The 19,865-nt window shown below is 66.9% G+C and carries 17 protein-coding genes and 1 tRNA gene; 6 read left to right on the forward strand and 12 right to left on the reverse strand.

Annotated elements, in window-relative coordinates; genetic code table 11:
- The first annotated feature begins 2 nt into the window (after positions 1–2).
- From FFS35_RS09415 to FFS35_RS09425, 3 genes are read left to right on the forward strand one after another with little or no spacing between them, the layout of a single operon-like run.
- A complete protein-coding gene (locus FFS35_RS09415) occupies positions 3–1,202 on the forward strand; it encodes a CoA transferase (RefSeq protein WP_137786832.1) in 1,200 nt (399 codons plus the stop codon).
- Entirely contained in the window at positions 1,199–2,428 is a 1,230-nt protein-coding gene (locus FFS35_RS09420; RefSeq protein ID WP_137786833.1) for an acetyl-CoA C-acetyltransferase, read from the forward strand. Before FFS35_RS09415 ends, FFS35_RS09420 begins: the two co-directional genes overlap by 4 nt.
- Positions 2,429–2,449: 21 nt before the next feature.
- Positions 2,450–3,301, forward strand: a complete 852-nt coding sequence (locus FFS35_RS09425; protein ID WP_137786834.1) for a MaoC family dehydratase N-terminal domain-containing protein — start codon at positions 2,450–2,452, stop codon at positions 3,299–3,301.
- Between the two features lie 2 nt (positions 3,302–3,303).
- Here FFS35_RS09425 and FFS35_RS09430 read toward each other — a convergent pair whose 3' ends face one another.
- From FFS35_RS09430 to FFS35_RS09455, 6 genes are all read right to left on the reverse strand, one after another.
- Positions 3,304–3,903: a DUF4126 domain-containing protein gene (locus tag FFS35_RS09430; protein WP_137786835.1), complete on the reverse strand. Its 600-nt coding sequence runs from the start codon at positions 3,901–3,903 to the stop codon at positions 3,304–3,306.
- Positions 3,904–3,944: 41 nt separating this feature from the next.
- The gene (locus FFS35_RS09435) at positions 3,945–5,087 is read right to left on the reverse strand and encodes a hybrid sensor histidine kinase/response regulator (RefSeq protein ID WP_137786836.1); all 1,143 of its coding nucleotides are present in this window, start codon (positions 5,085–5,087) and stop codon (positions 3,945–3,947) included.
- Between the two features lie 8 nt (positions 5,088–5,095).
- Positions 5,096–5,671: a chemotaxis protein CheB gene (locus FFS35_RS09440; protein WP_137786837.1), complete on the reverse strand. Its 576-nt coding sequence runs from the start codon at positions 5,669–5,671 to the stop codon at positions 5,096–5,098.
- A complete protein-coding gene (locus FFS35_RS09445; protein ID WP_137786838.1) occupies positions 5,668–6,492 on the reverse strand; it encodes a CheR family methyltransferase in 825 nt (274 codons plus the stop codon). The genes FFS35_RS09440 and FFS35_RS09445 overlap by 4 nt, the downstream gene beginning before the upstream one ends.
- 10 nt (positions 6,493–6,502) lie before the next feature.
- On the reverse strand, positions 6,503–9,946 hold the full coding sequence (locus FFS35_RS09450) for a response regulator (protein WP_137786839.1): 3,444 nt from the start codon (positions 9,944–9,946) through the stop codon (positions 6,503–6,505).
- 106 nt (positions 9,947–10,052) lie between these two features.
- Positions 10,053–11,543 carry a hypothetical protein gene (locus FFS35_RS09455; protein ID WP_137786840.1) on the reverse strand — a complete coding sequence of 497 codons (1,491 nt, stop codon included), beginning with the start codon at positions 11,541–11,543 and terminating at the stop codon, positions 10,053–10,055.
- A gap of 230 nt (positions 11,544–11,773) precedes the next feature.
- Here FFS35_RS09455 and FFS35_RS09460 point away from each other — a divergent pair.
- A tRNA-Leu gene (locus FFS35_RS09460) sits at positions 11,774–11,860 on the forward strand.
- 144 nt (positions 11,861–12,004) lie between these two features.
- On the opposite strand, the gene FFS35_RS09465 is transcribed toward FFS35_RS09460, so the two are convergent.
- Together FFS35_RS09465 and FFS35_RS09470 are read right to left on the reverse strand one after the other, a co-directional pair.
- Positions 12,005–13,378 carry a formimidoylglutamate deiminase gene (locus FFS35_RS09465; RefSeq protein WP_137786841.1) on the reverse strand — a complete coding sequence of 458 codons (1,374 nt, stop codon included), beginning with the start codon at positions 13,376–13,378 and terminating at the stop codon, positions 12,005–12,007.
- Between the two features lie 153 nt (positions 13,379–13,531).
- Positions 13,532–14,209: an NAD(P)H-dependent oxidoreductase gene (locus FFS35_RS09470; RefSeq protein WP_171007579.1), complete on the reverse strand. Its 678-nt coding sequence runs from the start codon at positions 14,207–14,209 to the stop codon at positions 13,532–13,534.
- A 144-nt stretch (positions 14,210–14,353) separates the two neighbouring features.
- Between FFS35_RS09470 and FFS35_RS09475 the strand changes: the two genes are divergently transcribed.
- The gene (locus FFS35_RS09475) at positions 14,354–15,661 is read left to right on the forward strand and encodes a chloride channel protein (protein ID WP_137786843.1); all 1,308 of its coding nucleotides are present in this window, start codon (positions 14,354–14,356) and stop codon (positions 15,659–15,661) included.
- A 138-nt stretch (positions 15,662–15,799) separates the two neighbouring features.
- Here FFS35_RS09475 and FFS35_RS09480 read toward each other — a convergent pair whose 3' ends face one another.
- The 4 genes from FFS35_RS09480 to FFS35_RS09495 all read right to left on the reverse strand — a co-directional run bounded on the left by FFS35_RS09480 (position 15,800) and on the right by FFS35_RS09495 (position 18,488).
- On the reverse strand, positions 15,800–16,129 hold the full coding sequence (locus tag FFS35_RS09480; protein WP_137786844.1) for a PilZ domain-containing protein: 330 nt from the start codon (positions 16,127–16,129) through the stop codon (positions 15,800–15,802).
- Between the two features lie 74 nt (positions 16,130–16,203).
- Complete coding sequence (dksA, locus tag FFS35_RS09485; RefSeq protein WP_249341554.1) at positions 16,204–16,569, reverse strand: RNA polymerase-binding protein DksA; 366 nt, start codon at positions 16,567–16,569, stop codon at positions 16,204–16,206.
- A gap of 376 nt (positions 16,570–16,945) precedes the next feature.
- Positions 16,946–17,815, reverse strand: coding sequence for a hypothetical protein (locus FFS35_RS09490; RefSeq protein WP_212742189.1), 870 nt, complete (start codon positions 17,813–17,815; stop codon positions 16,946–16,948).
- Positions 17,816–18,047: 232 nt separating this feature from the next.
- Positions 18,048–18,488 (reverse strand): host attachment family protein, encoded by a 441-nt coding sequence (locus FFS35_RS09495; RefSeq protein WP_137786846.1) that lies wholly within the window; start codon positions 18,486–18,488, stop codon positions 18,048–18,050.
- A 99-nt stretch (positions 18,489–18,587) separates the two neighbouring features.
- Between FFS35_RS09495 and serS the strand changes: the two genes are divergently transcribed.
- Complete coding sequence (gene serS / locus FFS35_RS09500; RefSeq protein WP_137786847.1) at positions 18,588–19,865, forward strand: serine--tRNA ligase; 1,278 nt, start codon at positions 18,588–18,590, stop codon at positions 19,863–19,865.

Genomic DNA, 19,865 nt, shown 5'->3' on the forward strand with positions numbered 1-19,865 from the left:
CGGTGTACGATCTGCTTGGCGGCCTGTCGGTGATCGAGGCATCGTCCTTCGTCGCATCGCCGACTGCCGGGCTGTATTGCGCGCAGATGGGGGCGGAGGTGATCCGCGTCGATCAGATTGGCGGTGGCCCGGATTTCCGCCGCTGGCCGGTCACGGCGAACGATGACTCGCTCTATTGGGAAAACCTCAACCGCGCGAAGAAATCGGTCGCGCTCGATCTCGCCCGGCCGGAGGGGCGCGAATTGTTGCAGGCGCTGATCCGCGTGACCGGGCAGGTCATCACCAATTTTCCGGTGAAGGGCTTCATGGCGCATGACGTGCTGGCGCAGGAACGGGCCGATCTCATCACCGTTCGCGTGATGGGCTGGGCGGATGGCACCCCGGCACTGGACTATACCGTCAACAATTCGGTCGGTTATCCGCTGCTCACCGGCACGGGGCCAGAGCCCGTCAACCATGTGTTGCCGGCATGGGATCTGCTGAGCGGGGCCTATGCCGCCTTCGCGTTGCTCGCCGCGCTGCGACGCCGCGCGGAAACAGGCAACGGCGGGGAGATCCGCATTCCGCTCTCGGATGTCGCCATCGGCACGGTCGCCAATCTCGGCAGCCTGGCGGAGGTGATGTACGAGGGGCATGACCGGCCCCGGCTGGGGAATACGGTATACGGGCTGTTCGGGCGCGATTTCGTCACCGCCGATGGCGTGCGGACCATGATCGTCGTCGTCACGCCACGGCAATGGGCGAACCTGATTGCCGCGCTCGGCCTGGAAGAGGCGGTCGCGGCGGCGGAAGCGCGGCTGGGTGTATCGTTCGCTACCGATGACGGGCTGCGCTTCGATCATCGCGACGCGCTGTTTCCGCTATTCGAGCAGGCGGTCGGGGCGCGCGCGCACGCCGATCTCGCCGCCGCGTTCGATGCTGGCGGTGTGGTCCATTCGGCGTACCGCAGCATGTCCGAAGCGGTGCGGGATCCCGCCCTGGTGGCGGACAATCCGATCTTCGGCGTGGCCGAAAACCCGAGCGGCATCGTCTATCCTGCCGCCGGCGCCTTCGCCACCGTGCCGCAGCTCGATCGTCAGCCGCCGCGCCCCGCGCCCCGCAACGGCCAGCATACCGAGCAGGTGCTGGCTGAACGACTGTCGCTCTCATCGGGCGAGATCGCCCGTCTCATCGACTCCCGCATCATAGGAATTGCCCAATGACCCAGCGCCGTGCCGCCATCGTCGCCCCGATCCGTACCGCCGTCGGCAAGTTCGGCGGCGCCCTCGCCGATCTGAATGCCGGGCAGCTTGGTGCGGTGATTCTCAAGTCGCTGATCGAGCGGACGAAGATCGATCCGGCGCGGGTGGACGACGTGGTTTTCTCGCAAGGCTATGGCAATGCCGAGGCTCCCGCGATCGGCCACTGGTCCTGGCTCGCCGCGGGTCTGCCGATCGATGTGCCGGGCTATCAGCTCGATCGGCGCTGCGGCTCCGGGCTGCAGGCGGTTATCAATGCCGCGATGATGGTGCAGACCGGCATGAGCGACGTGGTAGTCGCGGGCGGCGTCGAGAGCATGTCGAACGTCGAATATTATACCACCGAGGGCCGGCGCGGCACCCGCGCGGGCGGGCTGATGCTGCATGATCGCCTCACCCGCGGGCGGCTGATGTCGCAGCCGATCGAGCGGTTCGGCGTCATCAGCGGGATGATCGAGACGGCCGAAAACCTCGCGCGCGATTACGGCATTTCGCGCGAGGCGGCCGATGCCTATGCCGTCCGCTCGCACCAGCGCGCCGCTGCGGCATGGGCCAACGGCTTGTTCGATGACGAACTCGTTCCCGTTCCGGTGCCGCAGCGCAAGGGCGATCCGGTGATCTTCGCGCATGACGAAGGGTATCGCGCCGATGCCAGCCTGGCGACGCTGGGCGCGCTGAAGCCGCTGGAGGCGAAGGCGATCCCGGGCGCGATCGTCACTGCCGGCAACGCCAGCCAGCAGAATGACGCCGCCGCCGCCTGTCTCGTCGTCGCGGAGGACAAGCTGGAAGAGCTGGGGCTGGAGCCGATCGCCTGGTTCCACAGCGCCGCCGCCGCGGGTTGCGACCCCGCGCGCATGGGGATCGGCCCGGTGCCGGCGGTCGAGCGATTGTTCGCCCGCAACGGCCTGGGCTGGGGCGATATCGATCTCGTCGAGCTGAACGAAGCGTTCGCGCCGCAGGTGCTGGCCGTGCTCAAGGGCTGGGGCTGGTCGGAGGACGACAGCCGCAACGAGATCCTCAACGTCAACGGCTCCGGCATTTCGCTGGGCCATCCGATCGGCGCGACCGGCGGTCGCATCCTCGCCAATCTCACCCGCGAGCTGCAACGCCGCGACGGGCGCTACGGTCTAGAAACCATGTGCATCGGCGGCGGACAAGGGATAGCAGCGATCTTCGAACGCGCCGCCTGAGCGCTAACCGGAGAGGACATGATGGACGACTGGAGCGCGTGGACCGGCCGCAGCGACACACAGACCGACCGGGTGGATCTGGGCGCCGTGACACGCTGGTGCGCGACGCTCGATCGCGCCATCCCGCATGATGGCTCGGTGCCGGTTGGCTACCATTGGTGCCTGTGCCTCCCCGATGCGCCCACCGCGATGCTGAGCCCGGACGGGCATCCGCGCCGTGATCTCGGCACGCGCAGCTTCCTTCCCCCTGTAACGTTGCCACGCCGGATGTGGGCATCGAGCCGGATGGAATTCGCCAGGCCGCTGCGCGTCGATGACAGGGTGACGCGGCAATCACGTATCCTGTCGGTGTCGCAGAAGCACGGGGCGTCCGGCGAGCTCGTCTTCGTCGATGTCGCGCACGATGTGCTCGCTGACGGCGTGCTTGCGGTGCGAGAGGTGCAGTCGATCGTCTATCGCGAGGCCGCGGCCAAGGATGCGCCGCCGGCTCCCCCGCCTGCCGGGGCCGGCAGGTTCGATGCGGCGGCATGGGGCACGGTACGCACGATCGCGCCATCGCCAGCGTTGTTGTTCCGCTATTCGGCGCTCACCTTCAACAGCCATCGCATCCACTACGATCTAGCTTATGCCACATCGAAAGAGGGATATCGCGGGCTGGTGGTGCAGGCGCCGCTCACGGCGACCTTGTTGCTGGAGCTGGCGCGGCGCGAGCTTGGCGATCATGCCCTGCGCACGTTCTCCTTCCGCGGCATTTCACCCGCGATCGCGAGCGAGACGCTGCATCTGGCGATGAAGAGCGATGGCGAAGGGATCGAACTGGGCGCGTTCGCCGCCGATGGCCGGCGCGTGATGCAGGCGCGCGCCGAGCGCTGATCTCAGCGCGCAGGCGTACCGCGTTTGCGGACGACGCGGCGATAGAAACTCCGCAGCAACACCAGCACCGCGACCGCCACGACAACGACCATGACGGCCACCGCGATCGCCGCCCACGGGCTGGCGAAGGCGGTAAGCAGCAGCCCGGTGGTGGCAATGTCTCCACCGGTTGACAGGGCGATATTCGAGAACGGCTCCGGGCTGGCATTGGCCACCGCCCGGGTGCCGGCCTTTGCACCATGCGTCAGTAACGCCGCGCCGCCGCCGAGCAACACCGCGATAACCTGCCACGTCGGATCGCCGGGATCGACGATGGCGAGCGCGAGCAGCGCCCCGCCGACCGGGCGGATCAGCGTGTGGACGGAATCCCACGCGCTATCGATCCACATCACCTTGTCCGCGAAGAATTCGGCCACCGCGCCGACGCCCGCGACAGCGATCACCCAGGGATTGGCAAACACATCCAGCGCATGGAGATGGGCCGGCATCGCGATCCAGCCGAAATGCATCGCAAGCCCCGTGACGAACACGCAGACATACAGGCGCCATCCGCTCAACAGGCTGACGCTTGCCGCCAGCCCAAGGATGCCCGCCGCTGTCATTGCAGTATCCTAACAGTCATCCACGCCGGGCGCACCCTCGATCAGGCATCGGACGCAACCGGCGCGAGCGGCACCTTTACGGTGAAGGTGCTGCCCGCGCCCGGCCCGCCACTTTCCACCGCGATGGTTCCCTCGTGCAGTGCGACGAGCTGCTTCACCAGCGCCAGCCCGATGCCAAGTCCACCCTGCGCGCGGATGCGGTGATCCTCGACCTGCTCGAATATCTGGAAGATGCGCGACTGCATCTCGATCGGAATCCCGATCCCCGTGTCGGCCACGACGATCTCCGCATGGCTCGCATCGCAACGCACCTTCAGCGCGACCGCACCGCCGGGCGGGGTGTATTTCGCGGCATTGATCAGCAGATTGCCGATGACCTGCGCCAGCCGCGTGTGATCGGCGATCAGCCACACCGGCGACGGCGGCAGTTCCTCGCTGAATTCCAGTTCGCTCGCCTCGAAGCCCTGCCGGCTCATCTCAACGGCGGTTCTGACCACCTCGCACAGGTCGATCCGCTCGCGCTGGAGCGATATCTTGCCCTCGCTTATCCGCGAGATATCGAGAAGATCCTCGATGAGGCGCGAAAGGTGCGTGAGCTGCCGCCCCATCTGCTCGCGGATCGCGGCGGTATGCTCGCCGGTGTCGCGGCGATTGAGCAGGTGCAGGCCGCCGCTCAGCGCCGCCACCGGGTTGCGCAGTTCATGCCCCAGCATCGCGAGAAACTCGTCCTTGCGGCGATCGGCATCGCGCAGTGCCGCGGTCAGCGCCTCGAGTTGGTCGCGCTTCTCGGCGAGCCGCCGCCGCTGGCGGTAGAGATCGAAGAAGATCCGCGCCTTGCTGCGCAGTATATCCGGCTCGATCGGCTTCTGGATGAAATCAACCGCGCCAGCCTCATAGCCGCGAAAGCGGCGCTGCTGGTCGGCGCTCCCCGCCGTCACGAAGATGATCGGGATATGCCGGGTCCGCTCGTTGCCGCGCATGAATTCGGCCAGCTCGAACCCGTCCATGCCCGGCATCTGAACATCGAGCAGCGCCAGCGCGACATCATGGTGCAACAGCAGCTCGAGCGCCGCCTCCCCCGATCGCGCTTTCAGCACGGTCACATCATCGCCACGCAGCAACGCCTCCAGCGAAAGGAGATTGCCTTCCAGATCATCGACCAGGAGAAAATTAACCCGCTCCATCAAGCCTCTTAAATTCCTCCGAAATCAAGCAAACAGGACGCGATCGCGTCGAGAGACAATGGCCGTGCGGCGGGGCATTCGTGCAGCGCCGCCGCCGGCATTGTTGATGCGGTGGCGGTCGCCGGATCCTCCACCATCACGATGCCGCCGGCCTCGGCCACCGCCGCCAATCCGCGCGCGCCATCCTGATTGGCGCCGGTAAGCACCACGCCAGCCAGCGCGGGACCATAAGCGTCCGCGGCGCTTTCGAACAGCACATCGATCGAGGGCCGGGAATAGAGCACCGGATCGTCGGCCGACAACGACAGCGTGCGATCGCCCTCCACCAGCAGGTGATAGTCGGGCGGCGCGAAATAGACCTTGCCCGCCGCGACCGGCTCCTTGTCCTCCGCCTCGCACACGTCGATGCGGCATTTCGATCGGAACAACGCCGCGAGAACATTGCGCCGGTCCGAGGGCACATGCACCACCACGATCACCGCGAGTGGATAATCGACCGGCAGACGCGGCAGGATCGCGGACAGCGCCTCCACCGCGCCGGCGGAAGCGCCGATCACCACCGCCTCGATCCGTGCGGCGCTCACGGCTCGCGTCTCTGGTAGATTTTCTCGTCGCGCACGAAATCGGTGAAAGAGCCCGCGTGCTCGGAGAAACGCAGGCTCTCCTTCGCGCCCAGCCCGAGAAAGCCGTTGCGTGCCAGGGACTCGCGGAACAGCCCGATCGCGCGGTTCTGCAGCGGGCGATCGAAATAGATCAGCACGTTGCGGCAGGAGATCAGGTGCATCTCCGCGAATACCGCATCGGTGACGAGGCTGTGGTCGGAGAATACGACGCGATCGCGCAGCGTCTTGTCGAACGCCGCCGCGCCATAGGCCGTGCTGTAATAATCGGAGAGCGAGGTCTTTCCGCCGGATTTCTGATGGTTTTCGGTGAACGCCTTGATCCGGTCCAGGGAATAGATGCCGCTCGATGCGATCTTCAGCGCCTCCGGGTTGATGTCGGTTGCGTAGAACAGCGTTCGTTCCTCAAGCCCCTCCTCGCGGAACAGGATCACGAAGGAATAAAGCTCCTCGCCGCTGCTGCACCCCGCAATCCAGATCCGCAGCGAGGGATAGGTGCGCAGGTGCGGCACCACCTTTTCGCGGAGCGCACGGAAATAGAGCGGATCGCGAAACATCTCGCTCACCTGCACCGTGAGATAACCGAGCAGCGTCGTCAGCATCGCCGGCTCGTGAAGCAGCGCCTCCTGCATGGCGGAGAAATTGCGGAAGCCGAGCTGCTCGCGCGCCTGCCGCAGCCGCCGCTTGACCGATGCGCGCGCGTAGTTGCGAAAATCATAATGATATCGCCGGAACAGCGCATCGAGCAGCAGCTCGATCTCGATATCCTCGATCTCGTCGCGCATCGGCGGCGGCCTAGCGCGGCATCCAGACGCGGACGAGCGAGAGCAGCTTGTCCACGTCCAGCGGCTTGGCCATGTAATCGTTCGCGCCCGCCTCGATGCAGCGTTCCTGATCGTCGGGCATCGCCTTGGCGGTGAGGGTGATGATCGGCAGCTTGCGCCAGCGCTCGTCGTCGCGGATCGCGCGCGTCGCGGTTAGGCCGTCCATCACCGGCATCATCACGTCCATCAGCACCAGATCGATCGCCGCGGCCGGGTCGGCGGATGCCTTTTCGAGCGCGTCGAGCGCCTCCTGCCCGTTGCGCGCGATCTCCACCCGCGCGCCGCGCGGTTCGAGGATGTTGGTCAGCGAATAGACGTTGCGCACGTCATCCTCGACGATGAGGATACGGCGCCCTTCCAGAATGGCGTCGCGGCTGCGCGCCTTCTGGATCATTTTCTGCTGTTCGAGCGGCAGGTCGTTGACCACCTGATGAAGGAACAGCGAAACTTCGTCGAGCAGCCGCTCGGGGGAACGCGCGCCCTTGATAATGATCGAATCCGAATAGCGGCGCAGGCGCTGCTCCTCGTCAGGCGAAAGATCGCGCCCGGTATAGACGATCACCGGCGGGAAGGCGTGCGTGCCATCCGCGCTCAGCGTCTCCAGCAGCGAGAAGCCGGTCGCGTCGGGCAGCGACAGATCGAGCACCATGCAATCGAACGTCTGCTGCTCCAGCCGCTCCAGGCATTCTGCCGCCGTGCCCGCGCCGACTGTCTCCACCTCGCCCGACGACAGGAGCTTTGCCACCGCATCTCGCTGGCGCGCGTCGTCCTCGACGATCAGCACGCGCCGCACGGTGCGGGTCAGCGTGGAGGCCAGCGATTCCAGCACCCCGGCCAGATCCTCGCGCTTCACCGGCTTCTTGAGATAGCCGATCGCACCGAGCGACAGCGCGGTCTGCGTATGATCGCTGCCGGATACCACGTGAACCGGGATATGCCGCGTCGCCACGTCCCGCTTCAGCCGGTCAAGCACCGCCAGGCCGGACTGATCGGGCAGCCCCACGTCGAGGACGACCGCGCTTGGCCGGTGGCTCCGTGCCAGCGCGAGCGCCTCTTCCGCAGTGCCGGCGACGAGCGTCTGGAAGCCCATCTCGCGCGATAGATCGCGGACGATCCCGGCGAATGTGGTATCGTCTTCCACAACCAGCAGGATGCGGCGCGCGTCGGCCAGCTGATCGCGATCGTCCTCGATGCGTCGCGGGCGCACGGCGACGCGCGGTAGTGACGACGTGTCAACGCGAGCCGGGGCGGCCGGTGCGGCAACAGGCGCCGCGGGCTCGCGCGGCGCGACGTGCGCGGGATCATAGGTGGACGGGATCGTGACGGTGAAGGTGCTGCCCTCGCCCTCCGCGCTGGTCAGTGTGATAGCGCCCCCGAGCAGCCGCGCCAGCTCACGCGAGATCGAAAGGCCAAGGCCGGTGCCGCCGTATTTCCGGCTGATCGTGCCATCGGCCTGCTGGAACGCCTCGAAGATGCTGCGCTGATGCTCCGCGGTGATGCCGATGCCGGTATCGGTGACGGCGAGCGCGATCCGATCATCCGCGACGCGATCGATCGACACCCGCACGCTGCCGGTCTCGGTGAACTTGAACGCATTGGAGAGCAGGTTCTTCAGGATCTGCTCCAGCCGCTGCCGATCGGTATCGATCGTCGGCGGGCAATCCGGCGCGATGACGATATCGAGCGCCAGTCCCTTCTCGTCGGCGACCGGCTGGAACAACGCACGCAGGTCTTTCGCCAGCCGTTCCATTTCCACCGTTTCCGGCTGCACCTGAACATGCCCCGCCTCGATCTTCGACAGATCGAGGATGTCGTTGATGAGGCCGAGCAGATCATTCCCCGACGAATGGATCGTGCGGGCGTAATTCACCTGCTCGTCGGAGAGATTGTCGTCAGGGTTGTCGCCGAGCAGCTTGGAGAGGATCAGCAACGAATTGAGCGGCGTGCGCAGTTCGTGCGACATGTTGGCGAGGAAATCGGACTTGTACTGGCTGGCCTGTTCCAGTTCGCGCGCCTTCAGCTCCACTGCGGCATTGGAAAGCGCGAGCTTGTCGCGCTGCACCTCAAGCCGCTGCGCCTGTTCCTCGAGCTGGACGTTGGTCTGCTCAAGTTCCGCCTGTTGCTGCTCCAGTCGCGTCTGCGATTCGCGCAGCGCGCGCCCCTGCTCTTCCAGTTCCTCGTTCGAAACGCGCAGTTCCTCGCTCTGGACCTGCATTTCCTCGGACTGGCGCTGCGTTTCCTCCAGCAGGTTCTGCAATTCCGCGCGATACCGGGCAGAGCGCAGGGCGACGCCCAGCGGCCCCGCCACTTCGCCAAGCAGTTCCAGCGTGCGATCGTCGATCGGGCGCAGGAAGCCGAGTTCGATCACGCCCTGCACAAGGCCATCGGCAGCCGCGGGCGCAATGGCGAGATGACGCGGGCGATCGCGCCCCAGCGCCGAGCCGATCGTCAGATAACCATCCGGCACATCGCCGATCACCACCGACGCGCCATCCACCGCGACCTGTCCGAGCAATCCTTCGCCGCGTGAAAACGCTTCGACGATCGTGGCGTCGGGCGGCACGCCATAGGTCGAGACGCGGCGATAATTGCTGCCGTCGCCGATAAACACCGCGCCCGCCTGCGCATCCAGGAAGCGCACCAGAAATGCCAGGATATTGTCGCCGATCTGCGCGGTGCCGAGATCGCCGATCACGGCCGACGCCAGTCCCACCTGCCCGGACTGGAGCCAATCCCGCCGCGCCCGCGCCAGTGCGGCGCGGCGGATCAGAACCCCGATGAACAGCGTCAGCGCCACCCCGACGATACAGGTAATGAGGATGCTGAGCCGTGCCACCTGATACGCCGCGTCCATCGCCACGACGCCTTCGCGCCGCAGCCGCGTTTCTTCCTGCAGCATCACCTCGAGCTGCTCGCGGATCGCATCCATCTCCGCCTTGCCGCGATCGCTGTTGACGATCGCGATAGCCGGCGCGGCGCCCTGCGTGCGGCGAACGTCGATCGTCTCTTTCAGCTCGGCGAATTTGCTGCGGATATGGCGCCGCAGGGCCACCAGCCGCGCCGTTTCGATGGGGTTGCCTGCGGTGAGTGAGGCGATGTGGTCGATGCGGCCGTCCAGCCCCGCGACCGCGTCGCGATAGGGTTCCAGATAGCGTTCGTTGCCGGTCAACAGATAACCGCGCTGCCCCGTTTCGGCATCCTGCACGACGGAAAGCAGATCGTCGATCGAGCGGATGATCGTATGCGACTTCTGAAGCTGCACCGCATCGTCTGAAAGTCCCCGCACGTTGAAGAAGGCGATGGCGCCGGTGGCGATGAAGAACAGGATCATCACCGCGAGCCCCAGCGCAGTGCGGGCGTCCAGGCCGGATTTCGAAACCGGCGTTGGCCGCTGGGTCGCGTTCGTCATCTGCATCCGGGCGTTCTGCGCCGAAGAGCCATCGGCATGCAACGTGCGGCATAGAGAAATCGCCGCTTATGGCAAGAAAGCGGGGATTGGAACGCAGGCGATATAACCTGGGTTAAGACGATTGCCCGGTCTGCCGGCGCGCGCGCCAGCGGTCGTACAGCCGCACGGCGCAGATCACGGCCCCGATCGTCAGCACCGGCCCGATGTCGAAACGCGCGCGATTATTCTCCCACACGTCGAACGAACTGGAGATCGCGATCACCCACCCGCCCAGCAGCAGGAGAACCGCCTCGATCGCCAGCGCGGGCGCCATGTTTGCTAAGGCGCGGGCGCGCAGCAGCGCGATCAGCCGCACGCAGACGGAAACGCCGAACGCGACGAACAGCAGCAACCCGGCGAGCGCGGTCAACGATATCTGCATCAGCGGCGCCGCAGTGCGCGCCGGATCGTCGGTCCGGCCAAGCCACGCCGCCGGCTGAAGCCCGACGATCGCGTTGGCGGCACGCTCCCATGGCGCGATCACCGCACGGTTCCGCTCCAGGCCCTTGAACTCGCTCGGCGGTCGGTTGAAATGGTAGAGCGAGGTCGCGAGCACCCCGGCGAAACCGCCCGGGTCGGCCGCCAGCCCCACCATCGCGTCACGTGTGCGCGCGGCACCGATTTTCGTGTACAGGATGTGGTTCCAGTTATCCTCACCGGTCGATTTGCGCAGGTTGTCGAGGCTTGGCTCGCCAGTCGGCGGGATCGGCGGCAGCATCGCGAGATACACCGGCGGCGGCGAGAAGCCCTGCACCACGGCGAAGCGCGACAGCCGCCCGTCCCGGATCATCGCCACGCGCGTGGCGAGCGGAAGGCGATCGACCGTGGTGTGATCGACGTTGAGCGGCGCCCAGCTGCTGAGCGCCGTGGAGCCGAAAACCACGACGTTCTTCAGCATCACCGCGCCGATCGCCATCGCGGGCAATGCCGCCGCCAGCGCCACCCGCCGCCGAAGCCCCGCGCCGGCCAGCAGGGCGATCGCAAGCACCGCGACGAACAGCGCCGGATGAATCATCGAACGCAGCAACGTCGTCGTCGCCAGCGCCGCGAAGCCGAAGAACAGCCAGCCTGCCGAGCGGCGCGCCAGCCCGGCATGGATTCCCCACAGCGCCATGCACAGCAGCCACGGCACCAGCCCGTCATAATAAAGCTTCTGGGAAAACAGGAGCACGGCGGGTGACACGCACAGCCATGCCGCCACGATGAAGGCGAGCCGCGGGCGGCCCGTCAGATCGCGCACGAGCGCCTGGACCGCAAGAATCCCGCCCAGCGTCACGATCGCGTAGATCACGCCGATCACCCACGGAAATCCCGCCGGCCCCGCCCGAAGCGCCAGGCCGATCATCAGGTTGAACAACGGCGGCTGGCTGTGAAGATACCAGAGCGTGCGCCACAGATGCTCCCGCAGCAGCGCAAGGTCCGCGATCTGCATCCAGCTCGTCAGATTGTCCGCATCGAAGCGTTGGCCAAGCGCCAGAACGATAAGCCGCACCGCGACGAACAATGCGGCAACGATCAACGCCGCCCGCGCATGGCCGCTGCGCACTTCCCCCTGAATTGCCATCGATCTTCACTCCCGTTCGCAGCCATCGCTAGCCGCCCAACGGTAAAAGCCGTGATAATCTCGACTTTTGGCGGTCTGCCAGCGCCGGAACCGCATCATGCGCGCGGATCGGCAGGCGCCTGCGCGCCAATCGGTTTTCGACATGCGGTTCGTGGCTGGAATTCCCGCCACGGCTCGCCTATAGGCTCGGCGAAGTCGATCCTTTTGGCCATTTAAGCGCCAATCGGCACGCGGGTGTGGCGGAATTGGTAGACGCAGCGGACTCAAAATCCGCCGTTGGCAACAACTTGTCGGTTCGAGTCCGACCACCCGTACCATTGCCGGGCGCTACCCGGCGGAATTTCCGTGGCGGCGGCCGACTCCCCTGACGCAACCTGTGGGCGCGGGCCGTCCCCCGGCCTCCCCGTCTGGCCGGGCGCGCGATCGGCAGGCGATCCCATCCCTGGCGCGCGGCATCGCCCTCAGCTGTTGGCGAGGATCGCTTCCAGCACCTCCCGAAAGCCGGCTTCCACACCAGCGCGGGCGCGATGCCGGCCTCCGGATACCAATTGCTCGCCGCGCCGCCACACGCCGTCGATCGCGCCGCGGCCTGCCGCGAAGATCAGCGAATCGAGCAACGCATCATCGTCGCGGGCGAGCAACGCCGGATGCGCTGCATCGAGCGATACGATGTCTGCGGCATTGCCCGGCGCCAGCGCCGCCGATGCGCCGAGCGCCTGTGCACCTCCCGCCAGCGCCGACGCCAACAGGGCGCGCCCGGTCGATCGCGTGCGGTCGCTGGCCAGCGCGTTGCGCAGCCGCCGCGTCAGCCGCTGACCATATTCGAGGACGCGCACCTCCTCCGTCATATCGATCAGCACGTTCGAATCCGAGCCGATGCCGATCCGGCCGCCGGCGGCCAGATATTCGGCGGCCGGAAAGATCCCGTCGCCCAGATTGGCCTCGGTGATCGGGCACAGTCCGGCCACCGCGCCGCTGCGCGCCAGCGCCAGTGTCTCGGCTTCGGTCATGTGCGTGGCATGGACGAGGCACCAGCGATCATCGACGGGCGCATTGCCCAGCAGCCATTGCACCGGCGTCGCGCCGCTCCATGCGAGGCAGTCTTCCACCTCGCGGACCTGCTCGGCGATGTGGATGTGGATCGGCGCGTCCCCGGCGAGACGCTCGAGCAGCGCGAGTTGCTCGGGCGTCACTGCGCGCAGGCTGTGCGGAGCGATGCCGACACGCGCGTCTGACAACGGCCGCGCGGCGGAACGGCTCTCGTCCAGCAATCGCGCGTAGCCGTCGATGTCGTGCAGAAAACGGCGCTGCCCCTCGATCGGCGCCGCCCCGCCGAAGCCGCCGTGCGCGTAGAATACGGGCAGCAGGGTCAGCCCGATGCCGGTTTCCGCCGCCGCCGCGACGATCGCTTCCGCCATCGCCGCCCGATTCGCATAGGGCGCGCCCGCCGGATCATGATGAAGGTAGTGAAATTCGCCGACCCGGGTGAAGCCGGTCTCCAGCATCTCGACATAGGCCATCGCCGCGATCGCCGCGAGTTGGTCCGGCGTCAGCCGGTCCGCGAACCGATACATCACGGCGCGCCACGTCCAGAAGCTGTCGGCGCTCTCGCCGCGCGACTCCGCCAGTCCCGCCATGCCGCGCTGAAACGCGTGGCTGTGGAGGTTCGGCATGCCCGGCAGCGCGATCGCATTGCGGGAATCGCCGGCGCGTGGCGCCACGCCCACATCGATCGCCGCCAGCGTTCCGTTCGCGATCGCGACGCGCACATCGCGCGCCCAGCCGGCCGGCAGCAGCGCGCGCGCGAAATGAAGGACCGTTTCCGTCTGCCGCATCACGCCATCCCTTACCCGCCGTTATGTCTATACATTACGCCTGCAAGGTTCAATGGCGGGTCTGGCGACGGTACTGGCACGCTCCGCCGCAGATCTCCCCGCGATTTGCGTGGAGCGGCCCGAGCGGCGTGCAAGATCATGCCGGCCGCGGATTCACTCGCCGCTCAGTCGCGCCAGCTTTTCGGTTTTCTGTCGCTCGTGCGCCTTGCTGAGCATCACGCTGCAGGTCAGCCTCGCGCGCTCGGCAACCCGCTCGAGGCATTGGCCCGCATAGTCCGGCGAAAGCGGTGCGACGATCGAATCGAGATGCTCGTGCTCCACGGTTTCGAACGAGAAGATCGTTTCGAGATAGGTGTCGAATGCCTCGCGCATCCCCTCCCATTGCCCGCGCTCCGCCAGCCACGGCAGCGTCGCGCCGGAGGTGGTGAGCAGCACGAACTGTTTGTTCTGCAGTGTCTCGCTCGGGCGGTCGTGCCGGATCGCGGTGGCGGTGAGCCCGGCGCCCAGCACGCGATCGATATAGCCGACGATGATCGCCGGCGGCATCCCGAACCAGATCGGATAGACGAGCGTGATGGCGCCCGCGTCGCCCACCAGCGCCAGTTCCTGCCGCACGTCCGGCGAGAGGTGAAAGTCCGCGGCCTCGGGGCGTTCTTCCGCGCGAAGCAGCGGATCGAAGCCGGTTCGATAAAGATCGCGGATGGTGACGGACTGGCCGCATTCGCGCACGGCATCGGCATAAGCGGCGGCGACCGCGTGGTTGAAGCTTGCCTCGGCGGGATGCGCCAGAACGACGAGGTGGTGAAGATCGGCCGGCGTCACATTGACCATCGATTTTCTCCTCCACCCCTGTCTAGCGCATCGCCGCGCGATGCTCCAATCCAATCGCGCGAGGCGCCGGCGAGCCGGGGGTTGCGCGGGCGTTGCCGACAAACAGGGTGGCACTCGCATGGGCGGGCGCTTAGGTGCTCGGCGATGAACGCATCGGTCAACAGACGCTGGTGGATACTGGTGCGGCGCTACGGCCCGGCATCGGCGCGGGGCCGCCGCCGCATCGCGATGGGCACCGGCGCGATCTCGATCGGGCTGGCCGCGCTGCTGTTCGCCAGGCTGGCGGACGCGGCGAACGGCACCTTCCTCGCCCTCACCCATGCGTACTGGTGGGCGCCCCTGATCCTCACCCCGCTCGGCTTTGCGGGCATCGCGTGGACCACGCGGCGTTTCGCGCCGGAAACCGCCGGGTCCGGAATACCGCAGGTCATCGCGGCGGCGCACGATCCGTCGCGTGCCGAGAAATTGCTGCTGTCGCTGAAGGCGGCGCTGATGAAGGGCGTCTTCACGATCGCCGCGCTGCTTTGTGGCGGATCGGTGGGGCGCGAAGGCCCGACAGTGCAGATATCGGCGGCGATTCTGGCCTTCCACCACCGGATATTCCGGGTGCCGATGCGCGCCTCGATGATTATCGCCGGCGGTGCAGCGGGCGTCGCCGCCGCCTTCAACACGCCACTGGCCGGCGTGACCTTCGCGATCGAGGAACTGGCCGACGCGTACGAACAGCGCGTCGCGCTGCTTGTGATGACGACGATCCTGATCGCCGGCATGGTCAGCCTGGGTCTGTCGGGCGACTATATCTATTTCGGCGCGGTAGGCGAAACGATGAACGCCGGCGCGGTGCTGCGAATCGCGCCCGTCGCGGGCATTCTCGGCGGGCTGACAGGTGGCCTGTTCGCGCGCGCGCTGCTCGGCATGGGCGCCGCGCGCGCGCGCTGGCTTCCGTTTCTGAGCGGCCGCCCCATCCTGTGGGCGCTGGGCTGCGGCATGCTGGTGGCGCTGCTGGGCGTCGCGACGGGATTGACGTGGGGCACCGGCTATTCGGCGGCGCGCGCGATCATCGATGGAACCAATGCGCCGTACTGGTTCGGCCCGGCCAAGTTCGCGACGACGCTGGCGACGGCGTCATCGGGCCTGCCCGGCGGCATCTTCGCACCGTCTCTTGCGACTGGCGCCGGTCTTGGTGCGCTACTCCGCCCGCTCTTCCCGGGCGAGCCGGGCGGTGCTGTCGTCTTGCTCGGAATGGTCGCCTATTTCACCGGCGTCGTTCGCGCGCCGCTGACCGCGGTGATCATCATCGTCGAGGCCACCGCCAGCCGCGGGCTGATCCTGCCATTGTTCTTCGCGGCGCTGATCGCGCACGCCGTTTCGGCGCTGGTTTGCAAGGAACGCCTGTATCACGGGCTCGCGCGGCCATGGAAAGCCGCACTGTCTTCGGCCGCGCAACGCTGATCCTCGCCCTGATGGCCGCGCCGGACGGATCGGGCCGGCTGGCGTTGTCCGAATTACATCGACGCGTTCCGGCGCGGGTTCGCCCGCTCGCCACGCACGGCCTGTGCGGCGGCTTGCCGTCTGGTCAGGTGAACGGCCTCAGTCTGTCGCGGTAGCGAGCAGCACCGGGTCGATCTCGCGATCGAACGCGATACCGGCGCGGCCCTGAGTCTGCCAGGCGACTCGCCCTGCGACCCAGCCGATACCGGCCAGTTCCACCTCGACCGGGGCATCGGGCGCCAGCGGGCGGGGTAGTTCCGCCATCAGCCCGCCGGGAGACAGGTTGCGGACGCTCACCTTGATCGCGCGCTTCGCGTCGCCCATGCGCAGCCTCGCACCGAGCTGGACGCTCGCGCGCCCGCGCTCACCGCCATCGCCGCCGCCGGCCGAGACCGCGTCGGCAAATTCGTTCTTGCCGAGATGCTTCATGACCACGTCAATTAGCCGTCAAATCTTGCCGAATTGCCAACATCCTCATCGGCCGTTCCTCGATCTTGACGTTATCAGTCCTCGCGCGAGACCTTTTCCTGCCGTTCGTGACGCTCCTGCGCCTCGACGGTCATCGTCGCGATCGGCCGTGCCTCCAGCCGGCCCAGGCTAATCGGCTCACCCGTCACTTCGCAATAGCCATATTCGCCGTCGTCGATGCGGCGCAGCGCCGCCTCGATCTTCGCGATCAGCTTGCGCTGGCGATCGCGGGTGCGCAATTCGATCGACCAGTCGGTTTCGCTGGAGGCGCGATCGTTCAGATCGGCCTCGCGCATGGAATCGACCTGAAGCTGCGACAGCGTGCCCTGCGCCTCCCGCAGGATCGCCTCTTTCCAGTCGAGCAGCTTGGCGCGGAAATACGCCCGCTGCCGCTCGCCCATGAACGGTTCGTCGGGGCTCGGCCGGTAACCGCCGCCGTCATTGGCCGCGTCGTGGCCATCGTCGCCCTTGCCCGTTCGATCGTACGCCGTCGCCATCGATCTTCTCCCCGCCGGTGCCGGCGATTTGTGCCGCCGTGCACTGTCAGAGCGCGCCTATAATCACGCACGGAGGAGCAAACAAGCGACCACGGCAACTGAAACTGTGGATCATCTTCTTGAGCCGCTTTGCCTTTCCCGCGGCTGAACCCCGCAGGGTGCGAGATGCCCGTCGCGCGGCCAAATACTGTCTCGGAATGAAACGGCTGGCGGCCGGACGCTGCTTTTATTGGATAGTGTTGCGTCGGGGCATGCGTAATCGTGGTAAATGATATTGCGCTTAAATCTTTGTTTTGCACTTGTCCGGTAGCGGCAGTGCGAGACGCGATGGGACAGCGGCGGGAGTACGTCGCCGAAAGAGACAAGAGAGACGAACCATGTCTGTGCGGATGGCCTTGGCAAAACTCGCGGCGGTAGCCGCCAGTGGCGCAATAGTTGGCGGGGGCGCGGTGCATGTGGCGGAAAGCTCCAAGCCGCGCACCGAATTCAGCAAGAAGCGCATCGCGAAGAAGCCTGTCCGGCGCCCCGTCGAGCGCGTCGCCGCGCGGACCCGGTTGCGCCCGGCCCCGCGCACCTGCGAACCCACGGTCGTCACGGTCTCCACCCAGTCGCCGCCGGTCCCGCTGCCGCCCGCGCCTGAAATGCTGGCCAGCACCGGCCCGTCCGCGCCGCCCGCGATCATCGGTGGCGGATTCGGGGGTGGATTTGGCGGCGGCTTCTTCGCCGGCGGTTTCTTCGGCGGCAGCGGCGGCGGATCGAGCGGAATCGTCGTTTCCTCCACGTCGAGCTCCAGCGGCGGATCGACCAGCTCGAGCGGCGGCTCCACGTCAAGCTCGACTTCCTCGGGCGGATCGAGCGGCAACGTCTCGTCCTCGACCGGCGGATCCTCCTCGTCGACATCCACCGGCGGGGTGAGCAGCACTTCGTCCACGTCGAGCGGCAACGTGAGCAGCACGTCCTCCAGCGGGAACGTCAGCAGCACCTCATCGTCGAGCGGCAACGTATCCTCGTCGTCCAGCGGGAATGTCTCCTCGTCGTCGAGCGGGAACGTGTCCTCATCCACCTCGACCTCGTCGAGCTCGAGCGGCAACGTCTCGACCTCGACCAGCTCCAGCTCGAACGGGTCGAGCACGTCGACATCGTCGTCCACTTCCAGCTCGTCCTATGGCTCCAGTTCGAAGGGGTGGAGCTCGAACGGCGGCTGGTCGTCCAACGGCGGGTGGAGCTCGAACGGCGGGCATCACGGCAGCAGCGGGTCGAGCAGCGGCAATCCCACGCCCGTTCCCGCCCCGCCGATGGTGTTGCTGTTCGGCGCCGCGGCAGCCGGGCTGGTCGCGCGTCGTCGCCTGGCGCGCAAGGCGGCCGCAGCCGCCTGACCGGCGTCAGGCCGCCGCGATCGCGCGCTCGATATCCGCGACCGTATGCCCGGTGAGATCGCTGGCGATCTCTCCCCCCAGGCGCTCGCTTACCGCCTTGTGATAATGCTTGCGCAACTCGCCGAGCGTGCGCGGCGGCGCGATGACGATCAGCGACTCATAATCGTTAGACAGCGCGCGGGTGCGAAGCATGTCCGCCGCTTCGGCAGCGAATTTATCCTCCGCGAGCTGATGATAATCGGTTTCGCTATACGCGCTGCGACCCCAGCCGACGCTTGAAAACGAGCGGCCGGGGCGGTCCGATCCCTGCTCGTGCGCGGCCGGATTGTCCTGCTCGCGATGCTGTTCGACGACGAGATTGGGGTGCGGCACGTCGCCCTCATTGCGCAGCAGCAGCATCTTGCGGCCATCGGCGACGAGGATGAGCGCGTTGTGCGAAAGATGCATGGCCGGGTCTCCTGGCTGGTGAAGCGGATATCGTCTGCCTGCAACGCGGGGAGGCGCACCCGGGTTGCCTCCCCCCGCCGCCGCCGTCATAGCGCGGGGATGCACGATATCCGCCTGATCCGAGAGCATCCGTCCGATTTCGACGCCGCGATGGCGAAGCGCGGCAAAGGGGCCGAGAGCGCCGTCATCCTCGAACTAGATCGTCGCCGCCGCGAGCTTATCACCGAGCTTCAGACCGGGCAGGCGCGGCGCAACGATGCGTCGAAGGCGATCGGCGCGGCCAAGGCGGCGAAGGACGAGGCGACCGCATCGGCGCTGATGGCCGAAGTCACCGCGCTCAAGCAACGCCTGCCCGAACTGGAGGCGGAGGAAGCGCGGCTGGGTGGCGAGCTGGACGATCTGCTCGCCGCTCTGCCCAATATCCCGCTACCCGATGTGCCGCAGGGCGCGGACGAAAACGATAACGCGCTGGTGCACGAGCGCGGCACGCGGCCGGAATTCGCCTTCGCGGCGAAGGAGCATGATGCGATCGGCCCGGCGCTGGGGCTGGATTTCGAGACCGGGGCGCTGATCGCCGGCGCACGCTTCACGCTTGTGCGCGGGCAGATGGCGCGGCTGGCGCGCGCGCTCGGCCAGTTCGGGCTGGATACGCTGACCCGCGAGCACGGCTATGAGGAAGTCTCGCCGCCGCTGCTCGTGAAAAGCGAGGCGATGTTCGGCACCGGGCAGCTCCCGAAGTTCGCCGAGGATCTGTTCGAGACCACCGACGGCCGCTGGCTGATTCCCACCGCCGAGGTCAGCCTGACCAATATCGTGCGCGAGAAGATCCTCGCCGCGGAGGAACTGCCGCTGCGCTTCACCGCGCTCACACCCTGCTTCCGTTCGGAAGCGGGCGCGGCGGGGCGCGACACGCGCGGCTTCATCCGCCAGCATCAGTTCGAGAAGGCGGAGATGGTCTCGATCGTCACCCCCGATCAGTCCGAGGCCGAGCATGAGCGGATGACAGCGGCGGCGGAGGACGTGCTGACCCGGCTCGCCCTGCCCTTCCGCCGGATGAAGCTGTGCACCGGCGATATGGGCTTCACCGCCGCGCGCACATACGATCTGGAGGTGTGGCTGCCGGGCCAGGGGCGCTATCGCGAGATTTCGTCCTGCTCCACGTGCACCGATTTCCAGGCGCGCCGCATGAACGCCCGGTTCCGGCCGGAGGGCGAAAAGGCGACGCGCTTCGTCCATACGCTCAACGGCTCGGGGCTGGTCGTCGGGCGGATGATCGTCGCGATCCTGGAGAATTATCAGCAGGAGGATGGATCGGTATCGGTGCCGGACGTGCTTCAGCCCTATCTCGGCGGCATCGACCGCCTGGAACCGCGCTGA

Origin of the sequence: Sphingomonas sp. 3P27F8, assembly GCF_005502745.1 — a bacterium.
GTDB lineage: Bacteria > Pseudomonadota > Alphaproteobacteria > Sphingomonadales > Sphingomonadaceae > Sphingomonas.

Bases quoted from the DNA above. Each gene is read 5' to 3' on its own strand.
- FFS35_RS09435 (WP_137786836.1), bottom strand. From the start codon at position 5,087: ATGGAGCGGGTTAATTTTCTCCTGGTCGATGATCTGGAAGGCAATCTC.
- FFS35_RS09445 (WP_137786838.1), bottom strand. From the start codon at position 6,492: ATGCGCGACGAGATCGAGGATATCGAGATCGAGCTGCTGCTCGATGCG.
- FFS35_RS09480 (WP_137786844.1), bottom strand. From the start codon at position 16,129: ATGAAGCATCTCGGCAAGAACGAATTTGCCGACGCGGTCTCGGCCGGC.
- FFS35_RS09425 (WP_137786834.1), top strand. From the start codon at position 2,450: ATGGACGACTGGAGCGCGTGGACCGGCCGCAGCGACACACAGACCGAC.
- serS (WP_137786847.1), top strand. From the start codon at position 18,588: ATGCACGATATCCGCCTGATCCGAGAGCATCCGTCCGATTTCGACGCC.
- FFS35_RS09430 (WP_137786835.1), bottom strand. From the start codon at position 3,903: ATGACAGCGGCGGGCATCCTTGGGCTGGCGGCAAGCGTCAGCCTGTTG.
- FFS35_RS09475 (WP_137786843.1), top strand. From the start codon at position 14,354: ATGAACGCATCGGTCAACAGACGCTGGTGGATACTGGTGCGGCGCTAC.
- dksA (WP_249341554.1), bottom strand. From the start codon at position 16,569: ATGGGCGAGCGGCAGCGGGCGTATTTCCGCGCCAAGCTGCTCGACTGG.
- FFS35_RS09465 (WP_137786841.1), bottom strand. From the start codon at position 13,378: ATGCGGCAGACGGAAACGGTCCTTCATTTCGCGCGCGCGCTGCTGCCG.
- FFS35_RS09455 (WP_137786840.1), bottom strand. From the start codon at position 11,543: ATGGCAATTCAGGGGGAAGTGCGCAGCGGCCATGCGCGGGCGGCGTTG.
- FFS35_RS09420 (WP_137786833.1), top strand. From the start codon at position 1,199: ATGACCCAGCGCCGTGCCGCCATCGTCGCCCCGATCCGTACCGCCGTC.
- FFS35_RS09470 (WP_171007579.1), bottom strand. From the start codon at position 14,209: ATGGTCAATGTGACGCCGGCCGATCTTCACCACCTCGTCGTTCTGGCG.
- FFS35_RS09450 (WP_137786839.1), bottom strand. From the start codon at position 9,946: ATGCAGATGACGAACGCGACCCAGCGGCCAACGCCGGTTTCGAAATCC.
- FFS35_RS09495 (WP_137786846.1), bottom strand. From the start codon at position 18,488: ATGCATCTTTCGCACAACGCGCTCATCCTCGTCGCCGATGGCCGCAAG.